Origin of the sequence: Rheinheimera sp. SA_1 (genome assembly GCF_001669775.1) — a bacterium.
Taxonomy (GTDB): Bacteria; Pseudomonadota; Gammaproteobacteria; order Enterobacterales; family Alteromonadaceae; genus Pararheinheimera.
Window position 1 is genome coordinate 585,859 of sequence record NZ_LXWK01000016.1, and the last position, 14,678, is coordinate 600,536.

Annotated in this window: 13 protein-coding genes; 3 read left to right on the forward strand and 10 right to left on the reverse strand. The window is 48.3% G+C overall.

Features of this window, described 5'->3' with window-relative positions; all coding sequences use genetic code 11:
• The first annotated feature begins 4 nt into the window (after positions 1–4).
• Complete coding sequence (ispA, locus tag A5320_RS14575) at positions 5–889, forward strand: (2E,6E)-farnesyl diphosphate synthase (RefSeq protein ID WP_082971788.1); 885 nt, start codon at positions 5–7, stop codon at positions 887–889.
• A gap of 14 nt (positions 890–903) precedes the next feature.
• Positions 904–2,769, forward strand: a complete 1,866-nt coding sequence (dxs, locus tag A5320_RS14580) for a 1-deoxy-D-xylulose-5-phosphate synthase (RefSeq protein ID WP_068066127.1) — start codon at positions 904–906, stop codon at positions 2,767–2,769.
• A 58-nt stretch (positions 2,770–2,827) separates the two neighbouring features.
• Here dxs and A5320_RS14585 read toward each other — a convergent pair whose 3' ends face one another.
• From A5320_RS14585 to glyA, 10 genes are all read right to left on the reverse strand, one after another.
• Positions 2,828–5,872, reverse strand: a complete 3,045-nt coding sequence (locus tag A5320_RS14585; RefSeq protein WP_068066130.1) for a ligand-binding sensor domain-containing protein — start codon at positions 5,870–5,872, stop codon at positions 2,828–2,830.
• Positions 5,873–5,896: 24 nt separating this feature from the next.
• Entirely contained in the window at positions 5,897–6,373 is a 477-nt protein-coding gene (locus tag A5320_RS14590; RefSeq protein WP_068066133.1) for a phosphatidylglycerophosphatase A family protein, read from the reverse strand.
• The gene (gene thiL, locus A5320_RS14595; RefSeq protein ID WP_068066136.1) at positions 6,373–7,332 is read right to left on the reverse strand and encodes a thiamine-phosphate kinase; all 960 of its coding nucleotides are present in this window, start codon (positions 7,330–7,332) and stop codon (positions 6,373–6,375) included. Before thiL ends, A5320_RS14590 begins: the two co-directional genes overlap by 1 nt.
• Positions 7,333–7,360: 28 nt before the next feature.
• Positions 7,361–7,774 (reverse strand): transcription antitermination factor NusB, encoded by a 414-nt coding sequence (gene nusB / locus A5320_RS14600; RefSeq protein WP_068066140.1) that lies wholly within the window; start codon positions 7,772–7,774, stop codon positions 7,361–7,363.
• A gap of 9 nt (positions 7,775–7,783) precedes the next feature.
• Positions 7,784–8,248: a 6,7-dimethyl-8-ribityllumazine synthase gene (gene ribH / locus A5320_RS14605; RefSeq protein ID WP_068066142.1), complete on the reverse strand. Its 465-nt coding sequence runs from the start codon at positions 8,246–8,248 to the stop codon at positions 7,784–7,786.
• 238 nt (positions 8,249–8,486) lie between these two features.
• Entirely contained in the window at positions 8,487–9,596 is a 1,110-nt protein-coding gene (ribBA, locus tag A5320_RS14610) for a bifunctional 3,4-dihydroxy-2-butanone-4-phosphate synthase/GTP cyclohydrolase II (protein ID WP_068066145.1), read from the reverse strand.
• Positions 9,597–9,628: 32 nt separating this feature from the next.
• Positions 9,629–10,279, reverse strand: coding sequence for a riboflavin synthase (locus tag A5320_RS14615; RefSeq protein WP_068066148.1), 651 nt, complete (start codon positions 10,277–10,279; stop codon positions 9,629–9,631).
• A 3-nt stretch (positions 10,280–10,282) separates the two neighbouring features.
• On the reverse strand, positions 10,283–11,404 hold the full coding sequence (ribD, locus tag A5320_RS14620) for a bifunctional diaminohydroxyphosphoribosylaminopyrimidine deaminase/5-amino-6-(5-phosphoribosylamino)uracil reductase RibD (protein ID WP_082971789.1): 1,122 nt from the start codon (positions 11,402–11,404) through the stop codon (positions 10,283–10,285).
• Positions 11,405–11,857, reverse strand: a complete 453-nt coding sequence (gene nrdR / locus A5320_RS14625; RefSeq protein WP_068066845.1) for a transcriptional regulator NrdR — start codon at positions 11,855–11,857, stop codon at positions 11,405–11,407. It abuts the gene before it with no gap.
• Between the two features lie 58 nt (positions 11,858–11,915).
• Positions 11,916–13,169 carry a serine hydroxymethyltransferase gene (gene glyA, locus A5320_RS14630; RefSeq protein WP_068066151.1) on the reverse strand — a complete coding sequence of 418 codons (1,254 nt, stop codon included), beginning with the start codon at positions 13,167–13,169 and terminating at the stop codon, positions 11,916–11,918.
• A 275-nt stretch (positions 13,170–13,444) separates the two neighbouring features.
• On the opposite strand from glyA, the gene dinB reads away from it, so the two are divergent.
• Positions 13,445–14,500 carry a DNA polymerase IV gene (dinB, locus tag A5320_RS14640; RefSeq protein ID WP_068066156.1) on the forward strand — a complete coding sequence of 352 codons (1,056 nt, stop codon included), beginning with the start codon at positions 13,445–13,447 and terminating at the stop codon, positions 14,498–14,500.
• Positions 14,501–14,678: the final 178 nt, after the last annotated feature.

Consider the following 14,678-nt stretch of genomic DNA (forward strand, 5'->3'; position numbering starts at 1 on the left):
CACGGTGAAGAGCTCATTAGCGCTTTATCAACAACGGGTTGAACAAGTGATGACGGCGGCATTGGCCGCGCAACCTATTACCGATCCAGAACTGCTGGCAGCGATGCAATATAGTTTGTTGTCTGGCGGTAAAAGAATACGGCCGTTTTTAGTTTATGCCGTTGGTCAGATGCTTGGTGCAAGCCTGCATGACCTTGATGCGCCAGCTGCTGCGATCGAATGTTTACACACATATTCACTGATCCACGACGATCTACCGGCGATGGACGATGATGACTTACGTCGTGGCCACCCAACCTGCCATAAAGCTTTTAACGAAGCGACCGCGATTCTGGCAGGTGACGCACTGCAAGCACTGTCTTTTGAACTGTTAAGCAGCCATCCCTATCAGCAGGTAGCTTACCCAAACCGTCTGCAGATGGTGCAGCAATTGGCGCGGCAAGCTGGCTACAGCGGCATGTGCGGCGGTCAGGCCATTGATTTGGCTCATACCAATAAACAGATGACAGTCGAAGCTCTGGAAGCGATGCACCAGCTAAAAACCGGCGCATTGATTGAATGTGCTGTGCAGATGGCCTGGCTGGCAAGTCCGGCGACAGCGCCAGAAGAACTCGAAGCCCTGGTGCGTTACGCCCGCGCTTTAGGCCTGGCCTTTCAGGTGCAGGACGATATTCTCGACATTGAAGGTGACACAGCCACACTTGGTAAACCGCAGGGATCTGATTTAGAAGCCAACAAAGCGACTTACCCGTCCCTGCTCGGTTTACCGGCAGCCAAAGCCAAGGCGCAGCAACTGTTTGCAGAAGCCAACGACGCTTTATCTGTGTTACCTTATGACACCCAACCACTCAGCGCATTTGCTCATTACGTAATTGCACGCAGCTTTTGACCAAGGTTCAGTATATGGCTCCCGATATTTTTGATTACCCACTTTTAGCCAAAGCCAATGTGCCATCCGACCTGCGTCAGATCCCGCAAGAGCAATTGCCAAAACTCAGCCATGAGCTGCGTGATTATTTACTGAAAACGGTCAGCCAAAGCAGTGGTCATTTTGCCTCCGGTCTTGGCACTATTGAACTGACGGTTGCACTGCATTACGTCTACAACACGCCGTTTGACCGGCTGATTTGGGATGTCGGTCACCAGGCTTATCCACACAAAATTCTGACCGGGCGGCGTGATCGAATGCCGACTATCCGCCAACTCGATGGTTTGCATCCTTTTCCATGTCGCGAAGAAAGTGAATATGACACTTTAACCGTCGGCCATTCCAGCACCTCAATCAGCGCTGCTCTTGGTATGGCCATCGCCGCCAAAGCCGAGCAAAAGCACCGTAAAGTCGTTGCAGTGATTGGAGATGGCGCTATTACCGCCGGTATGGCGTTTGAAGCGTTGAACCATGCCGGTGAAGTGAAACCGGATATGCTGGTTATTTTGAACGACAATGAAATGTCGATTTCAGAAAACGTCGGCGCGTTAAACCGGTATTTTGCCCGCATTTTATCCGGCAACTTTTACACCAGCCTGCGCGAAGGCGGCAAAAAGATTTTAAGTGGTGTACCACCATTGCATGAATTAGCCAGCCGCGCCGAAGAACACTTTAAAGGCATGGTCACCCCAGGCACTTTTTTCGAAGAACTGGGTTTTAACTATATTGGCCCAATTGATGGCCATGACGTGGAAACATTGGTTGATACCATTCGCAATATGCGCATGCTCAAAGGCCCGCAGTTGCTGCACGTCGTCACCAAAAAAGGCAAAGGTTACGCACCGGCCGAGCAAGACCCAATTGGTTATCATGCGGTCAGTAAATTTGACCCAAGCAGCTCCTGCCAGCCGGTGAAAAAGGCTGGCAAACCCAGTTTTTCCAATATTTTCGGCCAGTGGATTTGCGATATGGCGGCGCAGGACAACAAACTGCAAGCCATTACCCCGGCCATGCGCGAAGGTTCTGATTTGGTTCGGTTTTCAAAAACCTACCCGGATCGTTATTTTGACGTCGCAATTGCCGAGCAACACGCTGTTACTTTGGCGGCTGGCATGGCGATTGATGGTTTAAAACCAGTGGTGGCGATTTACTCGAGTTTCCTGCAACGTGGTTATGATCAATTTATTCATGATGTTGCGCTGCAAAACCTGAACGTACTCTTTGCAGTTGATCGGGCCGGCATCGTTGGCGCTGATGGCGCCACCCACCAGGGTGCTTTTGATTTAAGTTATCTGCGTTGTATCCCGAATATCGTCATTATGGCGCCATCCGATGAAAACGAATGTCGGCAAATGTTGTACACCGGCTATCAGCATCAAGGGCCGGCCGCTGTACGTTATCCGCGTGGTTCCGCCACAGGTGTCGCACCTGATGAGAACATGACTCTGCTGCCAATAGGCCAAAGCCGCACTATTCGTCAGGGTGAAGGCATAGCGTTATTGGTATTTGGAACTTTATTGCACAGTGCTGCCGAAGTGGCAGAGCAGCTTAATGCCACACTGGTTGATATGCGTTTTGTGAAACCGCTTGATTTGCCTTTGTTACAGAAGTTAGCAGCCAACCACCAAACACTGGTGACGATCGAAGACAATGCCATTGCCGGTGGCGCGGGTTCGGCTGTCAATGAAGCTGTCGCAGCACTTCGGCTGTCATTTTCGATGTTAAATCTGGGGTTACCGGATCAATTTATCCGGCACGGCTCACAAGAGCAGCTGTACACAGAACTGGGGCTGGATAGCGCTGGAATGTTGCAGCGGATCAAAGATTTTATCGCACACTAACTTAATGAAAAACCCAACTTGATGCAAAAGCCAGTCGCGACGAGCGACTGGCTTTTTGTTAGCTTCTGGATATTTTACATAACGTTAAATCAAACCAGGCGACACTATCAGCCAGTAACTTTTCAATCTGTGCTTCAATGTGATTGCTATCTTCAAACTCAAACGCATCAACCTGATTATCAAATAAGATAGTTGCAACACCGTTGCGGCCTGAATGCTTGACATGAAACAACGCCAGCTCGGCCAATTGCAACGACACTTCCCAGCCTATCAACTGCCCGCCTAATAATTCCAATGGATACAGTGCATAACCAACTGAACAGTTCATCGGCACCGCACGACCGTCCGGCAACTGAAACGGCTCGAGCGCGACCAGCTCGTTTAAGCGCAGTGCAAATTCCTTCACCAGATCTTGCGGCACATCGCGTAGCACTAGCATAAATTCTTCGCCGGCGTACCGCACGACGTAGTCAGAGCCGCGGGTTTCTTTAATCAATAAACCGCTGATTTGTTGCAGCAAACTGTCGCCTGCGCTGTTACCGTATTTGTCGTTGATCAGTTTAAAACCATCAATATCCAGATGAATAAGCGCAATACATTTATTCTGCGCCAGCATCGAATCACGGTTGCGCTGATAATGTTCAATGTCTTTTGGCAATTGTTCAAACATAAAACGACGATTTCGAAGTCCGGTCAGCGGATCTTTATGCGTCAGCTGTGACAATTGCTCATTGAGTTCATTTAAGCGGAAATTGCTGTTTTCAAGCTCCTGAGTACGCTGTTTCACCAGCTTGGTCAGCGAGTTCTCCCGCAATTGATTATTACGCCGCCCAAGCCAGAACAACCCATATAAAATGATTAATGCCAATAACAGCCATAAGCCGCGGTAAATTGCGGTTTCATCAAACCGGCGCGGGATCACCAGCGTCAATTCAGTTTGTTGCGCTAGTTCCCAGCTTTGGTTGTTTTGCCTGCTTTGTAATCTGAACTGATAACTGCCTGGTGGCAGGTTGGTATAAATTGCCTCGCGGCGAGCGCCAACATGTTGCCAACCAGCGTCAAATCCGCTGAGTTGATAACGGAACTCAAGTGCCGCCGTGGTTAAAAAGTCGATGGCGGTATAGCGTAAGGTCAGGTTTCGCTCATCAATCGCCATCACCAGTTTATCTTGTTGCGGCTGTAACAAATAATTCTGCGCTGACTGCACCTGCAACATCATTGGTTCACTGTGGGTATTTAAACCGGCTTTAAACGAAAGTGGCACCGCCACCAGTCCTTTTAACGTTGGGTACCATAACTGCTGGTCGCGTCGCGCAACCTTGCTATGACCGACACCATTACAACAACGCCCCGGCGCAGTACCGAGCTGGCGGTCATAGGGGGTCAGCACTTGTTCAAACACTGCTTTATTTTGATCATGCCGGGCTAAATCGGCCGGGTGAAAGCGAAAAATGCCTTTAAGCGTACTGGCCCAGACGTAACCGGATTGTTCGTCATCGTACAGACTGATCACCGGCTCAAAAGGTAAACCGTTGGCCGTGTCAAATTGCAGCCATTTACCATCAAATTGCCGGACAAACAAACCATCATCGATGGTAGCCGCCAACACCGAGCCGTCTTTCAGCCACAACAAACTACTGATATATGCATGATACAGCGGACTGCCAAGCCCGATACGCAGTAGTTTTTGCTGCTGGAACTGGTAGCCACCGCGGGTGGTTCCAATCAGCAATTTGTCCTGCTGCTCTTCGATATAGGTAATGACCGTGGATTCAAGTTCGTTGTTAAAGGCAAAAGGCGTGAGTTTACCTTGCTCGTACGTAAATAAGCCGATAGCGGTGCCGATCCAATAACCACCAGCGGCCCTGGGCTTCACCACCCGGCTTTTAACACCACGCAAACTGCCATCAATAAGTTCGACAGCGCCGGTTTGGGGCAGCCAGCGATAAACACCGCTGTCAGTGGCCAACAACCAATGCTCGTTGTCTGGTTGCAGATCCTGCACTGTATTTAAATTACCGGTAAAATTCAGTTTTGCCGGTCGGTACATATTGTCTTTGCTTAAAAATCCGAGACCTTGCTGTAAGGCCAGCAATAGTTCACCATCTGGCGCTTCGACCACACTTCTGACGACATCGTCCGGTTGCCCGCTACCAACAACGCGTTTTATTTTGCCACGTGACGCCCGGTAAATGCCGTCACCAAAACTGCCAAGCCAGACATTTTGCTGCCGATCCTGATAAATATCAGTAAACAAGGTAGAGCTGCCAAGTTCGTCGCGACTGATCACTTGCCAGTCCTGGCCCTGATGGCGATGAAATAATTCACTGTAGCCAGAGACCCAGTCACCGTTATGTTGGTCACGGAACAATTTGTATACCGGGCTGGACTCTTGCCGCGGCAGTTTACAGCGGACAATGTCGTTATCTTCACCGACATGGAAATAACCTTGTTCGCTGGCCAGGTGCATTTTGTTGTTATGCCATAACAAGTCGTACACCGGGTGTTGTGATAAATCAGCCGGCAGACTCAGCTTTTCAAGTTGGCCATTTTTAGCGATTTTATACAAATACTTACTGCTACTAACCCACACATGGTGCGGCGTCACTTCCAGTTGGTTGACCGGTTCTTTAACTTCCTCTACCCGGCTAATCTGCCCTTCTTTAATCCGGAACAAATTATCCGCCGCCACCCAGATTTCATCCGGCGCCACTTCAACAATCGACGTTACTTCGCCAAGAATGGGATAACGGTCGAATTTTAAGGTGCTGGAGGTTACGCCAGATAAACCGGAACGGGTGCCGATCCAGATATAGCCGCTGCTGTCCGTAAACAGGCGGGTAATCGCATTACTGATTAAATGACGGTTAGTTTGAGCGGTGAACACATCAAATTGATGACCATCAAACCGGTTCAGGCCGGTTAAAGTACCAACCCACAGGAAACCTTGTTGATCCTGAGTCAGTGCCCGGACCGAGTTGTTAGACAAGCCATCGGCGGCTGTCCATTGCTTGATATCATAATCATAAATTGATTGTGGCTGTGCTTGGGCATTGAGAGTGAAAAATGCTAAGCAAAACAAGCAGAAACGAGCAAAATGCATAGAAGCCTGCAACGGGTTCGGCGATTAAATCTGGAGTGGTAACCATACACTATGTAACAGGGCGCAGGCCAGTATTCCGGCGATAATATCGTCCAGCATCACACCAAAACCACCATGAACATTACGGTCAAACCAGCGGATAGGCCAGGGTTTGGCAATATCCAGCAGCCTGAATAATAGAAAAGCCACCAACAGATTGGTCAGCGACAGCGGCACTGCGAACATCGTAATGGCAAAACCAATCACTTCATCCCAGACAATACTGCCGTGATCGGCAGTGCCAATATCGCGGCTAACCACGTCGCAAATATAAACACCCAACAAAGTACCCAGCACCACAAAAGCCGCAGCCCACCAAATGCCAAACGGCCACACCAGATACAACAGCGGAATAGCGGCCAAAGTTCCAAAGGTGCCGGGAGCTTTTGGTGCGAGGCCACTGCCAAATCCAAGTGCCAACCAGTGTTGCCATTTGTTGAGGTTAAATGGATGTTGTTTCATCAGAAGTGCTGATAACCACTATGTTGATAAGTAAACGGTTGATCGCCTTGCTTTAATTCAAGCTTACCGGTAAGGCCAGTGATGCGGCCAATGCAGCTGATCGGTACACCATAAGGTGACAACAGCACTTCCAGCGAACCGCGTTTATTTTCCGGTACCGTGAACACCAGTTCGTAATCTTCGCCGCCAGACAAAGCGCATTGCAAGGCACTTTGCCAGTCACAGCTGTCTTTTAACGCCTGCGACATTGGAATTTTACTAACATCGACAATAGCGCCAACTTTCGAACGATTTAGAATATGCGGCAAATCACCACACAAGCCATCGGAAATATCCATCGCGCTGCTGGCGATGGTGCGAAGCGCCTGCCCGAGCGCAACACGGGCTGTCGGATAATGAAAACGTTGCAAAATATGTGCGCGATGTTTTTTACTGACTTCGACCTGATTTTGCACCAGTTTTAAACCAAGCGCTGCATCACCTAAAGTGCCGGTAACGTAAATATAGTCCCCGACTTTGGCTCCGGCACGGGTGATAGCTTTACCACGCGGCACAAAACCTTTGGCGATAACCGTGAGTGTTAAAGGCCCACGAGTGGTATCGCCGCCAATCAGCTGGCAGTTGTAATAGTCAGCTGTTTCGCTTAAGCCTTCAGCGAAAGCCTGCAACCAGGCATCCTCAACTTTCGGCAGCGTAATCGCCAGCGACAACCAGGCCGGTTCGGCACCCATTGCAGCTAAATCGCTGACATTCACTGCGACCAGTTTATGTCCCAGTGCTCTTGGGTCGACATCGGGGAAAAAATGTACCCCTTCCACCATTGTATCGGTGGTGACAACCAAATCAAAGCCGTCACGTACCTGTACCACAGCACCGTCGTCGCCAACACCAATAACTACATCAGTCCTGCTGCGGCCAGCCTGACTAAAACATTGTGCAATGAGTTCGAATTCGCCCATAAAAAAGCCGACTTTCGCCGGCTCTCCATCAATTTGGTCTGAGTAGTTTGACCGCTTTATCGAGGATGCCGTTGACGAACTTGTGACTGTCGTCGGCGGCGAAGGCCTTGGCCAATTCAATGGCTTCATTGATGACCACTTTGTAAGGGACATCCAGACGGAATTTCAGCTCATAAGCGGAAACCCGTAAAATGGCTTTCTCGACTAAATCGATTTCTTCAAACGGGCGATCAATAAAAGGTTTTACTGCTTCGTCCAGCACGGCGAAATTAACCGCAACACCACGCAGGATATCCTGAAAGTAGCTGACATCCAGATGCTTGGTGTTTTGTTCCAATAACAACTGTTGCTCTATATCACCAATTGGGTTTTTGCTGACTTGCCAGCTATAAACCCCTTGGACTGCCAGCGAACGAGACTGGCGACGTGCATTTGGTTTCATCTAAAAATCCTACAGTTGTGCTAACACGTTAACCATTTCAAGAGCAGACATGGCAGCTTCGCCACCTTTGTTGCCCATTTTGGTGCCAGCACGTTCAACAGCCTGTTCAATGCTTTCAACAGTCAACACGCCAAAAGCGACCGGTACGCTAAATTGCATCGACACTTGGGCGATACCTTTCACACACTCACCGGCTACGTATTCAAAATGCGGAGTACCACCGCGGATCACTGCACCTAAGGCAATGATGCCATCATATTTGCCGCTGGCCGCTACTTTTTGCACTGCAAGTGGCAGTTCAAAAGCGCCAGGGATGCGAACGACTGTTATATCGTTTTCGGCCACATCACCAACCCGTTTCAGGGTATCGAGTGCGCCATCTAATAAACTTTCCACAATAAAGCTATTAAAACGTGCCACCACAATGGCAAACTTTTTACCCTTGGCGGCTAAACCTGCTTCAATTACTTGCATGAGTTATCCTCGATATGGTGGGAAGTTATACCCTTCATCCTTGAAGCTGAAGCTTTGTTGCCTGCTCTCGTTCGCCCAATCACATAGAACAGCTATGTTCATGGGTCTCACTCGCTGGTCGCCGCGCTGCATCTTCAAATATTTTGGGTAAAAAAAACTGTAACTAAAAAGGCCGCATATGATAGCACAACAATAGCCTCATCCGACTAGTGTTTATTCACAATTGCGGCCGCGCCGGTTATTCAGAGACGTAATCAACCACTTCGAGACCGAATCCCGACAATGCATGGTAACGCTTTGGCTGACTGAGCAAACGCATCTTACGCACGCCAAGACTTGCCAGAATTTGCGAACCAACACCGACGTTGCGAGACGTGCCTTTCCATGGTGCTGTGACTGGTTTTTCGCCTTTGTCTTCAGCTTCGAAGTTCTGCACTGTGGTCATCAAATCTTCAGTGCTTTCATGTTTACCGAGCAATACCAGCACGCCGCCTTCTGCATTAATGCGCTTCATTGCACTGTGCAATGAAAAACTGCGGTTAGCTGCACGGTCTGCCAGTAGTAAATCGCTGAAGGTATTGTGTAAATGTACCCGCACCAGCGTTGGTTGTTCGGCGCTGATGTCACCTTTAACCAGCGCAAAGTGAATTTGATTATCGATGGTGTCACGGAACGTCACCAAATCGAACTCACCGACTTCAGTCGGTAATTTACAGGTTGCAACTTTCTCGATAGTGGTTTCGTGCAAGTTACGATATTCGATGAGATCGGCAATGGTGCCGATTTTAACGCCGTGTTTGGCGGCGAATTTTTCCAGATCTGGCCGGCGAGCCATAGTGCCATCATCATTCAAAATTTCAACGATGACTGATGCCGGCTCTAAGCCAGCAAGCCGGGCTAAATCACAACCTGCTTCAGTGTGACCCGCGCGCACCAGTACACCGCCATCTTGCGCCATCAGTGGAAAAATATGACCAGGCTGCACGATATCAGAAGCCTTGGCGTCACGCGCCACTGCGGCCTTCACGGTACGGGCGCGATCGGCGGCTGAAATACCGGTCGTTACGCCTTCAGCTGCTTCAATTGAGGCGGTAAAAGCGGTGGCAAACTGCGATTTATTTTTGTCGACCATCAACTGTAAATTCAGTTGTTTACAGCGATCGCGGGTCAAAGTTAAACAAATCAAGCCACGGCCATAAGTCGCCATAAAGTTAATCGCATCAGGCGTCACATAATCGGCCGCCATCACCAGATCACCTTCGTTTTCACGATCTTCGTCATCCATCAGAATGACCATTTTACCGTTACGAATATCGTCGATAATTTCTGCCGGGGTATTTAATTGCATAACTCACCTTGGGTTATAAAGACGTTGCAGGCTCAGAGGAAGCCACGTTGTTGTAATAATTCCAGACTGACACCTTGTTTTGCCGGTGTCTGATGGCCTGTCAATAATCGTTCTAAATATCGTGCCAGTAGATCCACTTCAAGATGAACCTGACGGCCAGCTTGTAACATCTGTAAGGTGGTGTGCTGCGCCGTATGCGGCACTATAGTGAGGCGGAATTCATCACCGGTCAGTTCGTTGACTGTCAAACTAACGCCATCAATGGTAATAGAACCTTTTTCAGCGATATATTTACTAAGATCGGCCGGCATTTTTAGATAAATCTGCCAGGCACGCCCACTTTTTTCGACACGGCTAACAGTAGCCACGCCATCAACATGGCCGCTGACCAAGTGCCCGCCCAGCCGGGTTGTTGGCAATAAGGCTTTTTCAAGGTTGATCAGCTGACCTGTTTTGTAATGTCCAAACAAAGTCCGCGCCAACGTTTCATTGGATAAATCCGCCTGAAACCAATCGTTGCCCAAAGCGGTCACCGTCAAACAAACACCGTTGCTGGCGATACTGTCGCCAAGTTTTACGTCGGAAAAGTCCAATGTATCGCTTTGAATTCGTAAAGAAAGATCGGTCGCGTGTGGGGATAATTGCACCAGCACGCCGGTCGCTTCAATAATACCGGTAAACATCAGTTAATGTCCTTTAAGACGAGCAATCAAACGTAAGTCATCACCAATTTTACAAACATCCTGCCATTGCCAGCGAGGTGCTTCGCTCATGTCGCTAAAAACTGGCAACTGCAGCATTGGTTGAGCGTTTTGCCCTAGAAACATCGGTGCCTGATAAAGTACCAATTCATCAATAAGGCCATCGTTCCAGAACTGACTCGATAACTGACTGCCCGCTTCCACCCACAATAAATTAATGGCCTTGCTGGCAAGCAGTTTAAGTATTGCTTCCAAATCAAAACGTTGCTTATTGTTTAATGGCAATGCAACACGCTCGATTTTTAATCCCGAACTATTGATTTCAGGCAATTGTAGCCCAGCCTGATGAATTATAAGAATATCACCGCCAGTGGCAAAGATTGGCTCGGAGCCAGTCAGGCGACCGCGACTATCCAGAATAACCCGCAATGGCTGCCGTATCTGGCCGCTTTCAAGTGGCGTTATCGCCGTTGAGCGAACATTTAATAACGCATCATCGGCCAGTACAGTCTGGGCAGTGGATAAAATAGCGCAGCTTTGCGCGCGTAGCAGCTGCACATCTTCGCGGGCGGCGGTGCCGGTTAACCATTTACTTTGGCCATTCGAAAGCGCTATTCCACCATCAATGCTGGACGCCAGTTTTAGCCGGACAAAGGGCCGCTGATACTGCATTTTGTGCAAAAAACCGGGATTTAATGCGATGGCTTCGGTTTGCAATAAGCCGGTTTCAACGTTGATGCCAGCTTCTTGCAACAATTTAACGCCCAAGCCTGCAACCAGCGGATTGGGATCTAACATCGCAACTACAACACGATGCACACCGGAGGCAATCAGCGCCAGTGCGCATGGCGGTGTTCGACCGTAATGACTACAAGGTTCGAGTGTGACGTAGCAGGTTGCACCTTTCGCAAGTTCACCAGCCTGGCGCAGGGCAAACACTTCGGCATGTGGCCCACCCGCTTGCCGATGATAACCTTCGCCTATAACTACACCATCTTTAACCAGCACGGCGCCAACATTTGGATTTGGCGAGGTTGTGTAACGACCAAGCGCAGCCAACTCTAGTGCTCGGCGCATAAATTGGTGATCTAGTTCAGAAAAACTCACCTATTCATCCCCTAACCTGGCAATTTCTTCACCAAATTCGCGGATATCTTTAAAGGAGCGATACACGGACGCAAAGCGAACATAAGCGACTTTGTCCAGCTTCACCAAACCGTCCATAATTAAATGGCCTAATAATTCACTTTGCACTTCCCGTTCGCCGGTCGCCCGTAATTGCGATTCAACCTGGCTGATCAGCAGCTCAACCTGCTCCGTCGGCACCGGACGTTTTTCCAGTGAGCGCTGTAAACCACTTCTGAGCTTGTCTTCATTATAGGGTTCACGTGAACCATCCCGTTTGATAATGCGTGGCATCACCAGTTCGGCAGTTTCAAACGTAGTGAAGCGTTCATGACAGGCGCCACACTCACGCCGCCGACGCACCTGATGGCCTTCGGCAACTAAACGGGAATCGATAACTTTGGTATCGTCTGCACGACAAAACGGACAAAACAAGGCGCTGTTCCTTAAAAAAATGGCCGCAATAGCGGCCATCATATCATCGAACCTTCAATCAACCATAGACCGGGAAACGGCCGCAAAGCTCAGTGACCTGACCTTTAACCCGTTCAACCACACCTTCATCGCCCATGTTATCCAACACATCACAGATGTAGTTGGCGACAATCCGGCTTTCAATTTCACCAAAACCACGACGAGTAATGGCCGGTGTACCGATACGCAGACCTGAAGTCACAAATGGTGAACGTGGATCATTTGGTACCGAGTTCTTGTTGACTGTAATGTGAGCACGGCCCAGCGCAGCATCTGCGTCTTTACCTGTGATGTTTTTATCAATTAAATCTAATAAAAACAGATGGTTTTGCGTGCCACCAGAAACCACTTTATAACCGCGAGCCTGGAATTCGTCACACATGGCAACGGCATTTTTCAGAACTTGTTGCTGATAAACTTTAAATTCTGGCTGTAATGCTTCTTTAAATGCGACGGCTTTTGCCGCAATCACGTGCATTAATGGGCCACCCTGACCGCCTGGGAACACTGCAGAATTGAGTTTTTTCTCAATTTCTTCGTTTTTACGCGCCAGAATTAAGCCACCGCGTGGGCCTGCCAGCGTTTTGTGAGTCGTGGTCGTCACAACGTCGGCAATAGAGATTGGGTTTGGATATAAACCAGCTGCAACTAAACCTGCAACGTGCGCCATATCAACCATCAGATATGCACCAACTTTGTCAGCGATATCGCGGAAACGTTGCCAGTCAACAATACCTGAGTATGCAGAGAACCCTGCGATCACTAATTTTGGTTTGTGTTCCAGCGCTAAGGCTTCGGCTTGATCATAATCAATCACACCGGTTTCAGGGTGCAGACCGTATTGCACTGCTTTGTAAAGTTTGCCAGAAGAGCTGACGTGAGCACCGTGCGTCAAGTGACCACCATGCGCCAGGCTCATGCCTAAAATGGTGTCACCGGCATTTAATAACGCCAGAAATACTGCGGCGTTCGCTTGTGAACCTGAATGTGGCTGGACGTTGGCATAATCAGCGCCAAACAGTTCTTTTGCGCGGGAAATTGCTAAATCTTCTGCAATATCAACAAATTCACAACCGCCATAATAACGTTTATGCGGGTAACCTTCCGCATACTTGTTGGTCAGTTGTGAGCCTTGTGCTTCCAGCACCCGTGGGCTGCAGTAGTTTTCAGAGGCGATTAATTCAATATGTTGTTCCTGACGTACCGTTTCGTTCTGAATAGCCTGGGCTAATTCCGGATCAAAACCGGCGATGGTCATATCACGCTTTAACATGCTTACTCCTGCGGCGGCACAATGGCTGAAAGTTGCGAATAAAGTAGCTAAAAAACTGGGCGCTATGATACATCGAAAAATAGCAGGATGCACTGTTAAAATAGCCATCCATACTTCTATTATTGAATTGATATACGAGAGTTTAACTGGCAGGAGCAGTTGCTTATGTAAAGAATATCATTCAGATCATTTACTTATCATTATGGCCTTGACATATTTGCATGCAACAGCAAATATGCTGTATATAAACACAGCAATCGAGGCATAGCTGACCAATGCGCAAAATCATTCACATTGATATGGACTGCTTTTATGCTGCTGTGGAGATGCGCGATAACCCTGCTTATCGTGATGTTCCGATAGCCATCGGTGGTAGCCGGTCAGAGCGTGGTGTGATCAGTACCTGTAATTATCCGGCAAGAGCTTTTGGTGTGCGCTCAGCGATGCCGACAGGTCAAGCTTTAAAATTATGCCCACAGCTGGTGTTAATCGCCGGGCAAATGGAAAAATACAAGGCCGCGAGTACTGCTATTCAGGCAATTTTTCATCGATATACGAATCTGGTTGAGCCATTGTCATTGGACGAAGCTTATTTAGATGTTTCTGATTGTTCTATGTTTTCTGGTTCTGCAACCTTAATTGCCGAAGATATTAGGCGGACTATATATGCCGAAACTGGTCTTACAGCTTCAGCAGGTGTTGCACCAAATAAATTTTTGGCGAAAATCTCCAGTGATGAAAATAAACCAGATGGTTTGTTTGTATTACCGCCACAAAAAGTCGCAGCATTTGTCGAAAAATTGCAGCTGCGAAAAATTCCGGGTGTAGGTCAAAAAACTTCCGAGAAATTGGCGAAATTAGGCTTACATCTATGCCGTGATATTCAGCATGCCGACTTGCAGTTATTGATCCGCGAATTTGGCAGTTATGCTGAAGTTTTACTCGAACGAAGTCAGGGTATTGATAACCGTCCGGTAGAGACGGAACGCGAGCGAAAATCTATTGCAGTGGAACATACATTCAGTACAGATTTGAAACAACTATCGCAAGGCCAGCAATGGTTGCAACAACTCTATACCAAGCTACATCAACGAGTGCAACGCTGTGAAGCAGCAGATCAAATTCAAAAAATTGGCATCAAACTGAAATTTCAGGACTTCCACCAGACCACTATTGAACGGCAGCATCATGAGCTCAACTTTCCGATGTTGGAACAATTATTGGATCAAGCCTGGCAGCGCGGTGAAGGTAAAGCAGTACGGCTGGTTGGAATTCATGTCGGTTTAAAAAATCCGCAACAACAAGCACAATTAGGGTTTAGCTGGGACTAATAGAACAGATCAAGCAGTCAACCAATAAAAGGAATTCAGAACTTTCACAGGAGTTACTAAGGTTTGAATAGAATTCATAAGTTATCAGCGTGCTTGTTCAACCTGAACAAAATATTGATAGTTAAATATAATTCCAATAGCGATACCTTGGCTCATGTTGTACTTTTTAGTGGCAGAT